The sequence below is a fragment of the Roseovarius sp. AK1035 genome, from assembly GCF_003288315.1.
GTDB classification, from domain to species: Bacteria; Pseudomonadota; Alphaproteobacteria; order Rhodobacterales; family Rhodobacteraceae; genus Roseovarius; species Roseovarius mucosus_A.
The window spans coordinates 3,965,581-3,981,242 of the sequence record NZ_CP030099.1 but is presented as its reverse complement, the minus strand read 5'-3'; the positions used below and the strand labels follow the sequence as shown (position 1 = coordinate 3,981,242).

Annotated in this window: 15 protein-coding genes; 5 read left to right on the top strand and 10 right to left on the bottom strand. The window is 64.4% G+C overall.

Annotated features, from left to right (window positions below; genetic code table 11):
• Window positions 1-61: 61 nt before the first annotated feature.
• Both RAK1035_RS18975 and RAK1035_RS18970 read left to right on the top strand, forming a co-directional pair.
• Window positions 62-385, top strand: coding sequence for a 2Fe-2S iron-sulfur cluster-binding protein (locus RAK1035_RS18975; RefSeq protein ID WP_008280476.1), 324 nt, complete (start codon window positions 62-64; stop codon window positions 383-385).
• A gap of 1 nt (window position 386) precedes the next feature.
• Window positions 387-1,133 (top strand): FG-GAP repeat domain-containing protein, encoded by a 747-nt coding sequence (locus RAK1035_RS18970; protein WP_008280475.1) that lies wholly within the window; start codon window positions 387-389, stop codon window positions 1,131-1,133.
• A 60-nt stretch (window positions 1,134-1,193) separates the two neighbouring features.
• On the opposite strand, the gene purD is transcribed toward RAK1035_RS18970, so the two are convergent.
• Entirely contained in the window at window positions 1,194-2,456 is a 1,263-nt protein-coding gene (gene purD / locus RAK1035_RS18965; RefSeq protein WP_008280473.1) for a phosphoribosylamine--glycine ligase, read from the bottom strand.
• Between the two features lie 81 nt (window positions 2,457-2,537).
• Between purD and xseA the strand changes: the two genes are divergently transcribed.
• Complete coding sequence (gene xseA, locus RAK1035_RS18960) at window positions 2,538-4,025, top strand: exodeoxyribonuclease VII large subunit (RefSeq protein WP_008280472.1); 1,488 nt, start codon at window positions 2,538-2,540, stop codon at window positions 4,023-4,025.
• 5 nt (window positions 4,026-4,030) lie between these two features.
• Here xseA and RAK1035_RS18955 read toward each other — a convergent pair whose 3' ends face one another.
• Window positions 4,031-4,810: an IclR family transcriptional regulator gene (locus RAK1035_RS18955; protein WP_008280471.1), complete on the bottom strand. Its 780-nt coding sequence runs from the start codon at window positions 4,808-4,810 to the stop codon at window positions 4,031-4,033.
• 111 nt (window positions 4,811-4,921) lie between these two features.
• Between RAK1035_RS18955 and RAK1035_RS18950 the strand changes: the two genes are divergently transcribed.
• Both RAK1035_RS18950 and RAK1035_RS18945 read left to right on the top strand, forming a co-directional pair.
• Window positions 4,922-7,048: a malate synthase G gene (locus RAK1035_RS18950; RefSeq protein ID WP_008280470.1), complete on the top strand. Its 2,127-nt coding sequence runs from the start codon at window positions 4,922-4,924 to the stop codon at window positions 7,046-7,048.
• 12 nt (window positions 7,049-7,060) lie between these two features.
• Window positions 7,061-7,483, top strand: coding sequence for a GlcG/HbpS family heme-binding protein (locus RAK1035_RS18945; RefSeq protein ID WP_008280469.1), 423 nt, complete (start codon window positions 7,061-7,063; stop codon window positions 7,481-7,483).
• On the opposite strand, the gene RAK1035_RS18940 is transcribed toward RAK1035_RS18945, so the two are convergent.
• The 8 genes from RAK1035_RS18940 to miaA form a co-directional block, all read right to left on the bottom strand.
• Window positions 7,480-7,929 carry a CoxG family protein gene (locus tag RAK1035_RS18940; RefSeq protein WP_008280468.1) on the bottom strand — a complete coding sequence of 150 codons (450 nt, stop codon included), beginning with the start codon at window positions 7,927-7,929 and terminating at the stop codon, window positions 7,480-7,482. The genes RAK1035_RS18945 and RAK1035_RS18940 overlap by 4 nt on opposite strands.
• 29 nt (window positions 7,930-7,958) lie before the next feature.
• Window positions 7,959-8,726 carry an XdhC family protein gene (locus RAK1035_RS18935; RefSeq protein WP_008280467.1) on the bottom strand — a complete coding sequence of 256 codons (768 nt, stop codon included), beginning with the start codon at window positions 8,724-8,726 and terminating at the stop codon, window positions 7,959-7,961.
• Window positions 8,723-9,904 (bottom strand): vWA domain-containing protein, encoded by a 1,182-nt coding sequence (locus RAK1035_RS18930; protein WP_008280466.1) that lies wholly within the window; start codon window positions 9,902-9,904, stop codon window positions 8,723-8,725. The genes RAK1035_RS18935 and RAK1035_RS18930 overlap by 4 nt, the downstream gene beginning before the upstream one ends.
• Window positions 9,901-10,779: an AAA family ATPase gene (locus tag RAK1035_RS18925; RefSeq protein WP_008280465.1), complete on the bottom strand. Its 879-nt coding sequence runs from the start codon at window positions 10,777-10,779 to the stop codon at window positions 9,901-9,903. The genes RAK1035_RS18930 and RAK1035_RS18925 overlap by 4 nt, the downstream gene beginning before the upstream one ends.
• Window positions 10,780-10,846: 67 nt before the next feature.
• Window positions 10,847-13,264 (bottom strand): aerobic carbon-monoxide dehydrogenase large subunit, encoded by a 2,418-nt coding sequence (locus RAK1035_RS18920; protein WP_008280464.1) that lies wholly within the window; start codon window positions 13,262-13,264, stop codon window positions 10,847-10,849.
• Window positions 13,261-13,755: a (2Fe-2S)-binding protein gene (locus tag RAK1035_RS18915; RefSeq protein ID WP_008280463.1), complete on the bottom strand. Its 495-nt coding sequence runs from the start codon at window positions 13,753-13,755 to the stop codon at window positions 13,261-13,263. Before RAK1035_RS18915 ends, RAK1035_RS18920 begins: the two co-directional genes overlap by 4 nt.
• Window positions 13,756-13,767: 12 nt before the next feature.
• Window positions 13,768-14,622 carry an FAD binding domain-containing protein gene (locus tag RAK1035_RS18910; protein ID WP_008280462.1) on the bottom strand — a complete coding sequence of 285 codons (855 nt, stop codon included), beginning with the start codon at window positions 14,620-14,622 and terminating at the stop codon, window positions 13,768-13,770.
• A gap of 137 nt (window positions 14,623-14,759) precedes the next feature.
• Window positions 14,760-15,647 (bottom strand): tRNA (adenosine(37)-N6)-dimethylallyltransferase MiaA, encoded by an 888-nt coding sequence (miaA, locus tag RAK1035_RS18905; RefSeq protein WP_008280461.1) that lies wholly within the window; start codon window positions 15,645-15,647, stop codon window positions 14,760-14,762.
• Window positions 15,648-15,662 lie beyond the last annotated feature (15 nt).

Sequence of the window (15,662 nt, the reverse complement as noted above, 5' to 3'; positions counted from 1 at the left end):
CTCGGGCCGGTGGCGCGATTAGGTAGATGGGCGATAGCGACGCAACGGAGTGAGCCCAGACATGGCTAAAATCACCTATATCGAGCATAATGGCACCCGGCATGAGGTCGAGGTGGCCAATGGCCTGACCGTGATGGAAGGCGCACGCGACAACAATATCCCCGGCATCGAGGCCGATTGCGGCGGGGCCTGCGCCTGTTCCACCTGTCATGTCTATGTCGATCCGGCTTGGGTGGGCAAACTGCCTGCCAAGGATGACATGGAAGAGGACATGCTCGATTTCGCCTATCAGCCGGACCCGGCGCGCTCGCGTCTGACCTGTCAGCTCAAGGTGACGGAGGCGCTGGATGGTTTGGTGGTGCAGATGCCGGAAAAACAAATCTGAGATGCGCGGCGCGGCGGCGGTCTTCGGGGCGCTGCTGCTTGCGGGGCCAGTTCTGGCCGAACCTTGGGTGACGAGCGGCGGTGGCAGCATCGCCGCTGCGCGCTTTGAAGCCCCTGATGACAGCTATCCGCATCGGATCATGGGGCAGATACACGAGCGCCGTGTCTTGGCGGTGCGCGATGCCTCTGGAGTTGAAATCCGGTATGACCTGCGGCAGGGGCCGGAACCCAGCCATGTGTTCGAGGATATAGCCCCGCGTCTGGTGGATGCCGATGGCGATGGGCAGACTGATGTGGTGGTGGTGGAATCCAGCCCCACGCAGGGCGCCCAGCTGGCGATTTACAGTCTGCGGCGCGGGCACTTGGTGAAATCCGCCGCCACGCCCCACATCGGGACACGGTTTCGCTGGCTGGCGCCTGCTGCGATTGCCGATCTGAATGGCGACGGGATCACCGATATCGCCTATGTCGAGACGCCGCATCTGGGCAAGACCCTGCGCGTCTGGAGTTGGGCACCGGGGGGCTTGACGCAGGTTGCGAGCCTGAAGGGCGTGACCAATCACCGGATCGGGGATGAGGTGATCTGGGGCGGGGTGCGCGACTGTGGTCTAGGGCCCGAGATCATCGTCGCGGATGCTGGATTCCGCGAAGTTGTGACGGTGGCGTTTGACGGCGCTGACCTGACGGCGCGGCCCTTGGGGATCATGGCCACCCCGGAGGGGTTCGCGCAGGCGCTGGCCTGCGGCTGAGGTTCATCTGGCCAAAAATACCTCGGGGGTGTGGGGGCTGGCCCCCACGCAGGGCGCAGTTCAGAGTGCGCGCCAGCCGATGTCGCGGCGGCAAAACCCCTCGGGCCAGTCGATCTGGTCCACCATGGCATAGGCGCGCTCTGCCGCCTCTTGCAGGGTGGTGCCACGGGCTGTGGCGGCCAGAACCCGGCCGCCGGTGGCGGTGATTTGCCCCTCTGCGCGGGTGGTGCCGGCGTGAAAGACCATGTGAAAGCTGTCCTCGGGGCAATTCTCGAGCCCGTTGATGACGCTGCCTTTTTCATAGGTGCCGGGATAGCCGCGGGCGGCCAGAACGACCGTCAGGGCGTGATCTTCGGCCCAGTTGACCGAAATATCGCCCAGCCGTCCTTCGGCGGTGGCGAGCAGCAGGTCGAGCGCCTGCGCGCCCAAGCGCATCATCAGCACCTGACATTCTGGATCGCCAAAACGGCAGTTGTATTCGACAAGGCGCGGTGTGCCGTCCTTGATCATCAGCCCGACAAAGAGCACGCCTTGGTAGGGCGTGCCGCGCCGTGCCATTTCGGCCAAGGTGGGGCGGACGATCTGATCGAGCGCCTGTTGGGTCACGGCGTCGGTCATCACGGGCGCAGGGGAATAGGCCCCCATGCCGCCGGTGTTGGGGCCGGTGTCGCCCTCGCCCACACGTTTGTGGTCTTGGGCGGTGCCGATGGGGAGCGCCGTCTCGCCGTCGCAAAGGACGAAAAAGCTGGCCTCTTCGCCCTCCATGAACTCCTCGATCACCACTTCGGCCCCGGCCTGCCCGAATTCGCCGCCGAACATATCCTCCAGCGCGGCGAGGGCCTCATCCTCGGTCATGGCCACGATGACGCCTTTGCCCGCGGCCAGACCGTCGGCCTTGACCACGATGGGGGCCCCTTGCGCCGTGACATAGGCGCGGGCAGCGGCAAGGTCGGTGAAATGGGCATAGGCGGCGGTGGGCGCGTTTGCCGCGTCGCAGATGGCTTTGGTAAAGCTCTTGGACGCCTCAAGCCGGGCGGCGGCGGCGGAGGGGCCAAAGACCAGCAATCCCGCCTCGCGCAGGCGGTCGGCGACACCGGCGGCAAGCGGGGCCTCGGGGCCGATGATGACGAAATCAATCGCTTCGGCCTCGCAGAAGCCTGCAATCGCGCCGCCGTCGAGGATATCGAGTGCGGCACATTCGGCGATTTCTGCAATGCCCGCGTTGCCGGGGGCCACGATCAGCCGGTCGCATTTGGGATTTTGCAGCACGGCCCAGCCAAGCGCATGTTCCCGCCCGCCTGATCCGAGGATGAGAATATTCATGGCGGCAACTCCTGCTTGGCCTTGGTTGGCCTGCGTTCTAAGATGGCGGGCAGGCAGACACAAGGCAGGAGGGGCGCGCGCATGTCCGATCTGATCGACGATCCCCAAGAGGGCGGTAATGCCCCGGAGTTTTCCGTCTCGGACCTGTCGGGGGCGATAAAGCGGATGATCGAGGGCGAGTTTTCGCATGTGCGGGTGCGCGGCGAATTGGGCCGTATTTCGCGGCCACGGTCGGGGCATATCTATCTGGACCTCAAGGACGATTCGGCGGTGTTGGCTGGGATCATCTGGAAAGGTGTGGCCACGCGCCTTGCGGTGCAGCCCGAAGAGGGGATGGAGGTGGTGGCCACGGGCCGTTTGACCACCTTCCCCGGTCAATCGCGCTATCAGATCATCATCGAGGATATGAAGCCAGCGGGCATGGGCGCGCTGATGGCGATGTTGGAAAAACGCAAGGCGGCGCTGGCGGCGGAAGGGCTGTTCGCGTCCGAGCGCAAGCAGGCGCTGCCCTATCTGCCCGAGATTATCGGGGTTGTCACATCGCCCTCGGGCGCGGTGATCCGCGATATTCTGCACCGGCTGCGCGACCGGTTTCCGCGCAAGGTGCTGATTTGGCCCGTCGCCGTGCAGGGTGACAAATGTGCAGCCGAGGTGGCGCGGGCGATCCGGGGGTTCAATGCGATGACGCCGGGGGGCGCGCTGCCGCGCCCTGATTTGATTATCGTGGCGCGCGGTGGTGGATCGGTCGAGGATCTGTGGGGGTTCAACGAGGAAATCGTGGTGCGCGCGGCGGCGGAAAGTGCGATTCCGCTGATCTCTGCCGTGGGCCATGAGACGGACACCACGCTGATTGATTTCGCCTCGGACAAGCGCGCGCCGACGCCGACGGCGGCGGCGGAATTGGCGGTGCCGGTGCGGATGGACCTTTTGGCCTGGGTTGAGGGGCAGGGCGCGCGGCTGAGCCATGCGCTGAGCCAAGGGGTGCGTTTGCGCGGTCAGCGGTTGCGCGATCTGGCGCGGGCCTTGCCACGGGCCGAGGTTTTGCTGGATGGGCCGCGGCAGCGGCTGGATGCCTTGGGCGAGCGCCTGCCTGCGGCGCTGATCCGGTCGGTGCAGGTGCGACGGGTGCATCTGTCAGAGACGGCGGGGGCGTTGCGCCCGGCGCTGTTGCGGCGGGCGGTTGAAGGGGATCGGCGGCGGTTGCAGGCGACGGCGGCGCGGCTGAATGTGCATGCGCTCAACCGCGATATTGCGCAGAAGCGGCGCGATTTGGATCAGGTCTCGGCGCGGTTGTCGGATGTGGCGGGGCGGCAGGTGCGGGGCTGGCAGGATCGGCTGGCGGCGCTGGAGCGGTTGCGCGAGACGCTGGGTTACAAGGCCACGCTGAGCCGTGGCTATGCGGTGGTGCGTGGCGATGGGGCCGTGATGACGACACGGGCGGCGGCAGCAGGGGCGGCGGCGCTGCAGATTGAATTTGCCGATGGCGTGCTTGATGTGTCGGGGTCGTCCGCCGCTGCGCCCAAGCCCAAGCCCAAGACCCCGCCTGCGGGGCAAGGCAGCCTGTTCTGACGGGGTCAGTCCGGTTTTTGCCCGCCAATGCGCTGGGTGAGTTCGGCTGCGGCCTCGGCCACTTGACGCCCGACGGTGTCGAGCCGGGCATCGGGCAGACGTGCGGCCAGACCCGAGACCGAGATGGCGCAGACCGCTTCGGCCTGTGGTGACCAGACCACGGCGGCCAAGCAGCGTAAGCCCGTCACATGTTCCTCGTCATCGAGTGCAAAGCCTTGGGCGCGGATGCGTTTGATATCGACCATGGCTGTGGTCAGGCTGCGGTGTGAGCGTTTGGTCATCGGGTGAAACCCGGTGCGGGCCACGAACTCGGCTATATCGGCATCGGGCCATGTGGCGAGAATCGCCTTGCCCATGCCAGAGCAAAAGGCGGGCACGCGCCCGCCGGGGGGCGAGATGGCGCGCATGATTTCGCGGCTTTCGACCTGTGAGAGGGTCACAAGCTCGTCCTGATCGAGAATGCCGAGATTGGCGGTCTCGCGCGTGGCATCGCGCAGGTGGCGCAAGAGCGGCAGGGCCGGGGTGACGAAATTATGCCGCCGGGCAAAGGCGGTGCCAACGGAAAACGCGCCCCGTCCGACATGCCACAGCGCGCGCTCTGAATCGAATTGTGCGAAGTGCTGCAATTCGAGCGTGGTCAGCAGGCGGTGCGTGGTCGAGACCGCAAGACCGGCCAGCCGGGCCAAATCCGACACGCGCGCGCCTTCGTCCTGCTGGCTGAGCAGGTGCAGCAGGCGCAGGGCGCGGGCGACGGACTGGACGCCTTGGGATTGGGGGTCGGTCATGTTCGGTATACCTTTCCATACAATGGAAAACATTTTTCCCGTTCTTACAAGTCCCGCAGCACTGAAGTAGCTGCAAAACCCGATGATTTCCTGAAATACTGGAGCGATACCATGACCACCTATGTTGACCGTCACGGCCTGAGCGTGGCCGCACCGCTGGCCCGTTTGATCGAAGATGAGGTGCTGCTTGGGCTGAGTGCCGATCAGTTCTGGTCCGGCTATGCCGCGCTGTTGCGGGATCTTGCGCCCAAGAACGCGGCCCTTTTGGCCAAGCGGCGGGAGTTGCAGGTGCAGATTGACGGCTGGCACCGCGCGCGGCGCGGGCAGCAGTTTGATGGTGACGCGTATCGCGAATTTCTGACCGAGATCGGCTATCTGGTGCCGGAACCTGAGGCGTTTGAGCTGGGCACGCAGAATGTGGATGCCGAGATTGCACAGGTTGCGGGGCCGCAATTGGTGGTGCCGGTGATGAATGCGCGGTTCGCGCTCAATGCCGCCAATGCGCGTTGGGGCAGTCTTTATGATGCGCTTTATGGCACGGATGCGATTGCGGGCCGGGCAGAGGGGCCGGGCTATGATGCTGCGCGGGGCCGCCAAGTGATTGCCTGGGCGCGGGCGCATCTGGACAAGGTGGCCCCCTTGACCGCCGGGTCCTGGGCGGATGTCGCGGCGTTCGAGGTGGACGGCGCGTTGCGTGTTACCGTGGGCGGGAACGTCACGGGGTTAGCTGACGCAGGGCAGTTTGCAGGCACTACGGCGGGCGGCAACGTGATGCTGCGGGTCAATGGGTTGATGATCGAGATCGTGATTGACCGGGCGTCGGCCATTGGCCGCGATGATCCGGCGGGAATTTCGGATGTGCGGATCGAAAGCGCGCTGACCGCTATACAGGATTGCGAGGATTCGGTCGCGGCGGTGGATGCTGACGATAAATGCGTGGTCTATGGCAATTGGCTGGGTCTGATGAGTGGCGACCTGCAAGAGCGGTTCGAGAAGGGCGGGCGTCTGCTCACCCGGGCGCTGAACCCGGATGTGACCTATCTTGATCCGCAGGGGAACGAGGTGGTGCATCCCGGGCGTGCGCTGATGCTGGTGCGCAATGTCGGGCTTTTGATGACCACTGATGCGGTGCTGCTCGATGGCAAGGAGACGCCTGAGGTGATGCTGGATGCCGCCGTGACGGTTGCGGCGGCGATGCATGATCTGGCGCGCGGTCCGGAGGGCAATTCGCGGGCGGGATCGGTCTATGTGGTGATCCCCAAGCTGCATGGGCCGGAGGAATGCGCCTTTGTCGATACGCTCTATGGGCGGGTCGAAGAGGTGCTGGGCCTGCCGCAAAATACTGTCAAGCTGGGCGTGATGGATGAGGAGCGGCGGACCTCGGCGAACCTTATGGCCTGTATCAAGGCGGTCAAGGATCGCTGTGTGTTCATCAACACCGGGTTCCTTGATCGGACCGGCGACGAGATTCACACCTCGATGCAGGCGGGGCCGGTCATTCCCAAGGGCGAGATGCAAAAGGCTATCTGGCTTGCGGCCTATGAGGCCGGGAATGTCGATGCGGGCCTTGCAGCCGGCATGACCGGGCGCGGGCAAATCGGCAAGGGCATGTGGGCCAAGCCCGATGCGATGGCCGATATGCTGGAGGTCAAGATCGGGCATCCCAAGGCTGGGGCGAATACGGCTTGGGTGCCGTCGCCCACAGCGGCGACGCTGCATGCCACGCATTACCATCAGGTGGATGTGGCCGGGCTGCAAGCGGCGCTCAAGGGCCGGGATCGCGCGGCGCGGGCTGATCTGCTGACACCGCCGCTGATGGTGGGGCGCAACCTATCGGGCGAAGAAGTGCGGCGCGAGCTGGACAATTCCTGTCAGTCGATTCTGGGCTATGTCGTGCGTTGGGTCGATCAGGGGATCGGCTGTTCCAAGGTGCCGGACATCAACGATGTGGCGCTGATGGAGGATCGCGCGACTTTGCGGATTTCGTCGCAATATCTGGCCAATTGGCTGATCCACGGGATATGCACGGCGGAAGAGATTGACGCCTCGTTGCGGCGTATGGCACCCAAGGTGGATGCGCAGAACGCGCAGGACCCGGCCTATCGCCCGATGGCCCCCGATTTCGATGGGGCGGCGTTCAAGGCGGCGCGGGATCTGATCTTTGAAGGGGCCAAGCAGCCCTCGGGCTATACAGAGCCGCTGTTGCATGCGGCGCGGCGCGGGGTCAAAGCGGCATAGGGGGAACGGTTTATGCTGACGGTAAAAAGGCTCGATCTGGCGGACGCTGGGGTGCTCTTGGCGGGAGCGCGCGCCAAGGCGGTGGAGATCGGCGTGCCGATGTGCATCGCCATCACCGACGAGGGCGCCAATCTGGTGGCGTTTGAGCGGATGGACGGGGGCAAGGTTACGTCGATCACCATTGCGATCGACAAGGCCTTTACCGCCGCCGGAGCCAAGAAAGCGACGCATGAGTATGGCGAGCTGAGCCAACCCGGCAAGCCCGCCTATGGCATCGCGGCGGCCATTGGCGGGCGGTTGATGGTGGTGGGCGGCGGCCTGCCCGTGGTTGTGGAGGGCGATGTTGTGGGCGGCATCGGCGTGAGTTCGGGCACGCCGATGCAGGACCGCGAGGTTGCAGAAGCTGGTATTGCGGCGTTTCTGGCGGGGCTCTAAACCTCTGCCGGGGCGACCACCTCTTGAAAGTTGGTGAAAAACTGCGCGGCGAGCTTTTTCGCCGTGCTTTGAATGAGGCGACTGCCCAATTGCGCGAGCTTGCCGCCGATGTCGGCGCGGGCATGATAGCGCAGGGTGGTGACGCCGTTTTCTTCGGTCAGCGTTACATCCGCGCCGCCCTTAGCATGGCCCGCAGCGCCGCCATTACCTTGGCCCGTCAATGAAAACGCATCCGGCGCACCCGAGGTGTCGAGCGTGACCGTACCGGTAAAGCGTGCCTTGACCGGGCCGATCTTGAGCACGACGCGGGCCTCTAATTCGGTATCGGAATGTTTGATCAGTTCCTCGCATCCCGGAATGCTCTGGCGCAGAATCTCGGGATCGTTGAGCGCGGCATAGACGCGGGATTTGGGCGCATTGAGCGTGATTTCATCGGCGAGGTCCATGGGGGTCTCCTTGATATTTAGGGGGAATGTCAGATCTGGCGCTGGCCCTGGCGGCGGTGCTGGACGATCTGGGCCAGAATTGAGAGCGCGATTTCCTCGGGGGTGACAGCGTTGATTGCTAGGCCGGCCGGGGAATGGACGCGCGCCAGCGTCTCTGGCGTGGCATCGAGCCGCGCGGCGAGGGTTGTGAATTTGCGGCGGCTGGCGACGAAGCCGATATAGTCGGCGTCAGAGGCCAGTGCCGTGCGCAGGGCGTCGAGATCGCCAGCCCCTTGGGTGGCGATGACCACCATCCGCGCATGGTTGGCGGCGGGCAGGGGGCCAGAATCGGGCTGGGTATCGGGTGTGGTGATGTCAAACCCAAAGGGCAGCGCAAGCGTGGCGAGGGCAAGCGCCACAGGCGAGGCACCAAGGATCACGAGTTCGGGGCGGGGCAGGACCGGTTCCACGAAAATCTCCATCGCGCCCTTGCTGGGACAGCCGTTGCGGGCGATGTCGCGGCCCTGATGGTGTTCGCCGGGGGTCAGGCCCTGCGCGGTCAGGTCTTCGTCAGGCTGAATGGAAATGAGGCGCGGCGTGCCTTCGGCGAGGGCGCTTTGGGCGGCGCGGGCCACCGCACCCCGCACGCAGCCGCCACCAATCCAGCCCTCTGATATGGTGCCATCGGCGAGGATCAGCGCCCGTGCGCCGGGTTTGGCGGCAGTGGCCCCCACGGTGCGGATGACCGTGGCAATGGCATAGGGGGTGCGGGTGGCGTTCAGGCGGTGGGTGGCGGTGTTGAGCGTGTCAGAGATCATGTCAGGCGCTCCAGCTGCGGGCCGAGGGCCGCCAGATCGTTCAGCGTCGTGGCCGCGGCAAAGAGATCGAGATGCGGCAGGGCTGCGGCCATGGCGGCGGTGACGGGCGCGTAATCTGCCCAACCTTTCAAGGGGTTGAGCCAGATGATCCGCCCACCTCGTTTGCGCAGACGGATGAGGGCCTCGGTCAGGGCGGCGGGCGCGTCAGTGTCATAGCCGTCCGACAGGATCACCACGACCGTGCGGGAATTGACGCCGTGCCGCGCGGGGCCACGGGCGAAATCTGCCAGCGATGCGCCAATCTTGGACCCGCCGCCAAAGCCATCGGCCAGAAGCGACAGGCGGTTGAGGGCGCGCAGTGGGTCAGGATCGCGCAGCGCGTCCGAAATACGCACAAGGCGGGTATGAAAGAGCCAGGCATCCGTGGCGTCATCGGCGCGAACAAGGCCGGTGAGAAAGGCCAAAAACACCCGCGCATAGATCGTCATCGAGCCAGAGACATCGCAGAGGGCGACGATCCGCATCTGACGATCCGGGCGTTTCTTGCGCGGGAGCGTCAGGGGTTCGCCCCCGGTGGCAAGGCTGGCGCGGATGAGGCGGCGAAAGTGGATCTGATCGCCCCGATGGGCGGCCCGGCGGCGGCGGGACCGGCGGTAGGCGAGGGATTGCGCAAGGCGTCGGGCGATGGATTCAGCCTCGGCAATATCCTGCGGGCTGACCAGTTTGCGCATGTCGTGATGCATCAGGCTTGCGGTGCGGCTGGCGATGAGCGTGCCGGTGCCGTCGCCATGGGCCGCACCCCTGCCATCGTCGGGGGCGTGGATTTGCCCGCGCGCGGTGCTGTTTTCGCCGCTGGCATCGCGGCTGTTGCGGCTATGGGCATTGCCGCTGCGCTCTGACGGGGCGAATTTCTCGCGCACGCGGCCTGCGTTCAGCCAATAGCTGTCAAAGAGCGCGTCGAACTGGGCCACCTCATCGGCGGTGCTGGCGCAGACTGATTTGAGGGCGCGGCGGGTCTCGTCGGGGTTGGCCGCGTTGATATGGCTGAGGGCTGTAAGGGCTGTTTGTGTTTCGCCCACGCCTAACCGCAGGCCATTGGCGCGCAGATGGGCGATGAAGCCCGCGATACGTGCGGATGGCCCCGGATCGCGGGCGGCAAAGCGGGTGACGCGGCTCATGCGGCCTGCCCTGCGAGGCGTTGCGCCACTTCGGTGGTGATATTGGCGCGGTCTGTTTGCGTCTTGAGCAGGGTCGCAAGCGCGGCTTGCAAGATCACCGGATCGTGGGTCAGATCGTTGATGCCAAGGCCCGCAAGAGCCGCAGCGAAATCGAGGGTTTCGGCGATGCCGGGAGTTTTCTCAAGGTCCTCGCGGCGGAGGGCCTGCACGAAGCTGACGATCTGGCGGGTGAGGTGCTGGTCGATCTGCGGACAGCGGCTTTGCAATATTGCAAGCTCTGCGGCGCGGTCCGGGTAATCGACATGGGCATAAATGCAGCGCCTGCGCAGCGCATCCGAAAGGTCACGGGTGCCATTGGCGGTGAGGATCACCATCGGGCGCGCGGTGGCGGTAAGAGTGCCCATTTCGGGGATGGTGATCTGGAACTCGGACAGGATTTCAAGAAGATAGGCCTCGAATTCCTCGTCGGCGCGGTCGATCTCGTCGATCAGCAGGACCGGCGATTCTGCCTGCCGGATGGCCTGCAACAGGGGCCGCTCCAAGAGGTAATCATCAGAGAAAATTCGCGCTTCCACGCCTGCGCCGGTCTCGCCGCCCTCTGAGGCGGCGCGGATGGCGAGGAGTTGGCGGGGGTAGTTCCATTCATAGATGGCTTGGGCGGCGTCGAGCCCTTCGTAGCATTGCAGGCGGATCAGGCGCGCGGATTTCATCGCGGCCAGCACACGCGCCACCTCGGTCTTGCCGACGCCTGCTGCCCCTTCCAGCAGGAGGGGCCGTTCCAGTGACAGGGCGATATGCAGCGCCATGGCCAAATCGTCACCTGCGATATAGCCATGATCTGTCATGCCCTGTTGCAGATCGCGCCAGCCTTGCATGCAGTCTCCCTGTTTCTTTTTGGTGCAAATACTCCGGGGGTCCGGGGGCTGGCCCCCGGTCCCGTCCTCAGCCATGCAGCCCGAGGTCATGGGCTGCGCGCCAGATGCGCCAATGATCATGCGGCATATGGCTTTGACGCAGGCCAAAGGGGCGCAGCGCATCATGCACGGCGTTTGAAAAGGCCGGAACACCGCCGACATTCGGGCTCTCACCCACGCCCTTGGCCCCGATGGGGTGGTGTGGCGAGGGGGTTTCCGTATGATCTGTGGTGTAATGCGGCGTTTCCCACGCGGTGGGGATAAAGAAATCCATCAGCGTGCCGGTTTTGACATTGCCCATCTCGTCATAGGCAATTTCCTGTCCCATGGCGATGGCGAGCGCTTCTGTCAGGCCGCCATGCACTTGGCCTTCGATCACCATCGGGTTGATGCGGGTGCCGCAATCGTCAAGTGCGTAGAACTGGCGGATTTGGGTTTCGCCGGTGTCGACGTCAATTTCCATCACGCAGATATAGGCCCCGAAGGGATAGGTCATGTTGGGCGGATCGTAGTAGCTGACCGCTTCCAGCCCCGGCTCGACGCCGGGAATGGCCTGATGATAGGCGGCATAGGCAATCTCGGCCATGGTCTTGAACCGTTCCGGCGCGCCTTTGACGGCGAAGCGGTCGATGTCGAATTCGACGTCATCGTCATGGACCTCTAGCAGATAGGCCGCGATCATCTGCGCCTTGGCGCGGATTTTGCGACCGGCGAGCGCTGTGGCGGCCCCTGCCACGGGGGTAGAGCGGCTGCCATAGGTGCCAAGGCCGTAGGGCGCGGTGTCGGTGTCGCCTTCTTCCACGGTGATCTTATCCGCCGGAATACCGATTTCGGTGGCGAGGATCTGGGCAAAGGTGGTGGCGTGGCCTTGACCCTGAGAGATGGTGCCAAGGCGGGCGATGGCCGATCCGGTGGGGTGGATGCGGATTTCGCAACTGTCGAACATGCCCATCCCAAGGATGTCGCAATTCTTGACCGGGCCGGCCCCCACGATTTCGGTGAAATGCGTCAGACCAATGCCGATCAGTTTGCGGGTTTCGCCGCGTTTGAAGGCCTCGATGCGTTCGGCCTGTTCGGCGCGCAGCCCGGCGTAATCCACAGCCTCGAGCGCCTTGTCCCAGGCGGTGTGGTAATCGCCGCTGTCATATTCCCAGCCAAGCGCTGAGTGATAGGGGAATTGGTCGGCGCGGATGAAGTTGATGCGGCGGAGTTCTGCCGCGTCCATGCCGAGTTCAATGGCCAGTATTTCGATCATGCGCTCGATGAAATAGGCGGCCTCGGTCACGCGGAAGGAGCAGCGATAGGCCACGCCGCCCGGAGCCTTGTTGGTATAGACGCCATCGACGCCCACGTAGGCCACGGGGATGTCATAGCTGCCTGTGCAGATATGAAAGAATCCGGCCGGGAATTTGGTGGGATCGGCGCAGGCGTCGAACGCGCCGTGATCGGCGGTGACATGGCACCAGAGGCCGGTGATCTTGCCCTCTTTGGTGGCCGCGATCTTGCCCTTCATCCAGTAGTCGCGGGCGAAGGCGGTGGCCATCAGGTTTTCCATCCGATCCTCGACCCATTTCACCGGCAGGCCGGTGACGATGGTGGCGACGATCGAGCAGACATAGCCGGGATAAACGCCCACCTTGTTGCCAAAGCCGCCGCCGATGTCGGGCGACACCACGCGGATGTTGTGTTCGTCGATGCCCGACAGCAAGGAGGCCACGGTGCGCACCACATGCGGGGCCTGAAAGGTTCCATAGAGCGTGAGCTTGCCATTCACCTTGTCCATGGAGGCGACGCAGCCGCAGGTTTCCAGTGGGCAGGGGTGGGTGCGGTGGTAATAGATCATTTCCTCGGCCACCACATCGGCGGAGGCTATCACCTCTTCGGTGGTGGATTTATCGCCCTGTTCCCACAGGAAAATATGGTTGGGGTGGCGGCGGGGGCCGTGGGCACCATCGGCACCGGGGACGAGATCCTCGCGCAGCACTGTGTCGGAGTTGAGCGCCTCGAACGGGTCGGTGATGACGGGGAGTTCTTCATACTCGACGTCGACCAGTTCCACAGCGTCGGCGGCAACGTAACGGTCGCGGGCGACGACAAAGGCCACTTCTTGTCCTTGAAAGAGCACCTTGCCATCGGCCAGCACCATCTGTTTGTCGCCCGCAAGGGTGGGCATCCAGTGCAGGCCGAGCGGTTCGAGGTCCTTGGCCGTCAGCACAGCCACCACGCCGTCAAGCGCCATGGCGGCGGAGGTGTCGATGGATTTCACGCGGGCATGGGCATAGGGCGAGCGGACGAAATCGCCAAAGAGCATGCCGGGCATCTTGATGTCATCGACATAATTGCCCTTGCCTTGGGTAAATCGCGCATCCTCGACGCGCTTGCGGGCGCAGCCGATGCCCTTGAGCTTGGCGGTGCGGTCGTCGCGGTCTGGCGTCAGATCGTTCATTCTGCGGCCTCCTTGGAGGAATTGAGTGTGGCAGCGGCGGCGAGCACCGATTTGACGATGTTTTGATAGCCGGTGCAGCGGCAGAGATTGCCCGCCATGCCAAAGCGCACCTCTTCTTCGGTGGGGTCGGGGTTTTCCTTGAGCAGTTGTGCCGCGCGGGTGATCATACCCGGCGTGCAAAAGCCGCATTGCAACCCGTGATGTTCGCGAAACGCCTCTTGCAGCGGGTGGAGCGCATCGGGGCTTCCGAGCCCTTCGATGGTGGTGATGCTGGCCCCGTCTGCCTGAGCGGCGAAGACGGTGCAGGATTTGATCGACCGGTCGCCCATAATCACGGTGCAGGCCCCGCAATGCGAGGTTTCGCAGCCGATATGCGGGCCGGTGATATTGAGGCGTTCGCGCAGGACATGGATCAAAAGCTCGCGTGGTTCTGCCAGCAATTCATGGCGGGTGCCGTTCACGGTGAGGGTGATTTGCATTTTCTTGGACATGGGTGCGTTTCCTCAGGCGCGCGACCAAGCGCGGGCGATGGCGCGGGCAAGGATGATGCCTGCCGCGTGGCGTTTGAATTCGACCGGTCCGCGATTGTCCTCTGACGGGTCGATGGCGGTTTGCATCGCGGTGATTGCGGCGATGACGGCATCTTCGCCGCAGGCGGTGCCGATGAGGGCATTGCCTGCTGCCTCGGCCCAGATGGGCGTGTCCGACAGGTTGGTCATGGCGATGGACGCGGCGGTGCAGTGATCGCCCGAGCGGGTGAGGATCACGGCGGCGGCGGCGGTGGCGTAATCGCCGATCTTGCGTTTCTGTTTCTCATAGGCCTGCCCGCCGGTGGGCGCGTCAAAGCTGACTGCGGTCAGGATTTCGTCATCCTCGCGGGCGGTGAGATAGGCGCTTTCGTAAAATTCCCGCGCGGGGATGGTGCGACTGCCCTCAGGGCCGGTGACGTGGAATGTGGCGTTCAGGCATTGCATCAGGCCGGGCATGTCGTTGCCGGGATCGCCATTGGCGACGTTGCCGCCGACCGTGCCCATGGCGCGCACCTGCGGATCAGCAATCTGAAGGGCGGCTTCGCGCAGGATGGGCGCGTGGGTGGTCAGACCAGCATGGGCGATGATTTCGGCCTGCGTGACCATGGCCCCAAGGGTGATGCGGCTGCCATCCATGGTGATCCCGCGCAGCGCGTCGATCGCTTGCAAGTCGATGAGGTGCGGCACCTCGGCCATGCGCAGCTTCATCATCGGGATGAGGCTGTGACCGCCTGCGATAACACGGGCCTCGTCGCCGTGTTGTTGCAAGAGGGCGAGGGCGGCGGGCAGATCACCGGGGCGGTGATACTCGAATGCGGCTGGAATCATGTGGTCTCCTCCCAAAGACGGGGCCGGGCGGCCTTGGGCGGAATTGGAGAGGGCAGGGGAGATTTGTCGCCTCACAAGTCCTGAAAATCGTGGTTCGCTGCACGAAATGCGAAATGCTTGCACGAAATGCGAGCGTTTCAGGCGGTGAGCGTTTCGGCCTCTATCGGCTGCCATGCCCGCATCCGCGCGCGGAACCATGTGCGCTGGCGTTTGGCATATTGGCGGGTGGCGATGGTGGCGGCCTCGCGCGCCTGATCGAGCGTCATTTCGCCGCGTAAATGCGCGATGAGTTCGGGCGCGCCGATGGCCTTCATCGAGGGCAGGGCAGGATTCCAGAGGGGCAGATTGGCGCGCACCTCGTCCAGCGCCCCGGCGGCGAGCATGGCGTCAAAGCGGCGGGCGATGCGGGCATTTAACCAATCCTTGTTGGCGGTGATCAAAAGCGGGGTGCAGGCGGTGAGTGGCAGAAGGGGCGGCGGCGTGTCATCCTGCCATGCGGCCAGTCCGTGACCTGTGGCGCGCTGCACCTCCCACGCGCGCTGGACGCGCATGGGGTTGCGGGTGTCGATGCGCGCAAGGGTCGTGGGATCAAGGGCGGCAAGGAGTGTGGATAGCCCTTGTGTGGCCATGAGGTGATCGGCCTCGGCGCGCAAAGCGGGTGGGGTTGGGGGAATCTCGGCCAGACCTTCGGTCAACGCGCTGAAATAGAGGCCGGTGCCGCCGATGATGATCGCGCGTACCGGCGTCTGGAGGATTGCTGCCACCTCGCGCAGCCAATGGCCGGTGGAATAGTCGTCCTGCGCGCCGATATGCCCATACAGGCGGTGGGGAACGGTTGCTGTGTCCTCGGCGCTGGGTCTTGCGCTGAGAATGCGCCAGTTTTCATAGACTTGCAGGGCGTCGGCGTTGACGATGACGCCACCTTGGGTGCGCGCGATATGCATCGCGAGCGCCGATTTGCCGCTGGCGGTGGGGCCAGCGATCAAGACGGGGCGGTCAGGGTGGATCTCAACGGGCAGGCTCATAGGCCCCGGTTAGCG

Excerpts from the sequence above, each read along its gene's own strand:
- purD (WP_008280473.1), bottom strand. The coding sequence starts at position 2,456 with ATGAATATTCTCATCCTCGGATCAGGCGGGCGGGAACATGCGCTTGGC.
- RAK1035_RS18925 (WP_008280465.1), bottom strand. The coding sequence starts at position 10,779 with ATGCAAGGCTGGCGCGATCTGCAACAGGGCATGACAGATCATGGCTAT.
- RAK1035_RS18945 (WP_008280469.1), top strand. The coding sequence starts at position 7,061 with ATGCTGACGGTAAAAAGGCTCGATCTGGCGGACGCTGGGGTGCTCTTG.
- RAK1035_RS18940 (WP_008280468.1), bottom strand. The coding sequence starts at position 7,929 with ATGGACCTCGCCGATGAAATCACGCTCAATGCGCCCAAATCCCGCGTC.
- miaA (WP_008280461.1), bottom strand. The coding sequence starts at position 15,647 with ATGAGCCTGCCCGTTGAGATCCACCCTGACCGCCCCGTCTTGATCGCT.
- RAK1035_RS18950 (WP_008280470.1), top strand. The coding sequence starts at position 4,922 with ATGACCACCTATGTTGACCGTCACGGCCTGAGCGTGGCCGCACCGCTG.
- RAK1035_RS18970 (WP_008280475.1), top strand. The coding sequence starts at position 387 with ATGCGCGGCGCGGCGGCGGTCTTCGGGGCGCTGCTGCTTGCGGGGCCA.
- RAK1035_RS18935 (WP_008280467.1), bottom strand. The coding sequence starts at position 8,726 with ATGATCTCTGACACGCTCAACACCGCCACCCACCGCCTGAACGCCACC.
- RAK1035_RS18975 (WP_008280476.1), top strand. The coding sequence starts at position 62 with ATGGCTAAAATCACCTATATCGAGCATAATGGCACCCGGCATGAGGTC.
- RAK1035_RS18910 (WP_008280462.1), bottom strand. The coding sequence starts at position 14,622 with ATGATTCCAGCCGCATTCGAGTATCACCGCCCCGGTGATCTGCCCGCC.
- RAK1035_RS18915 (WP_008280463.1), bottom strand. The coding sequence starts at position 13,755 with ATGTCCAAGAAAATGCAAATCACCCTCACCGTGAACGGCACCCGCCAT.
- RAK1035_RS18955 (WP_008280471.1), bottom strand. The coding sequence starts at position 4,810 with ATGACCGACCCCCAATCCCAAGGCGTCCAGTCCGTCGCCCGCGCCCTG.
- RAK1035_RS18930 (WP_008280466.1), bottom strand. The coding sequence starts at position 9,904 with ATGAGCCGCGTCACCCGCTTTGCCGCCCGCGATCCGGGGCCATCCGCA.
- RAK1035_RS18920 (WP_008280464.1), bottom strand. The coding sequence starts at position 13,264 with ATGAACGATCTGACGCCAGACCGCGACGACCGCACCGCCAAGCTCAAG.
- xseA (WP_008280472.1), top strand. The coding sequence starts at position 2,538 with ATGTCCGATCTGATCGACGATCCCCAAGAGGGCGGTAATGCCCCGGAG.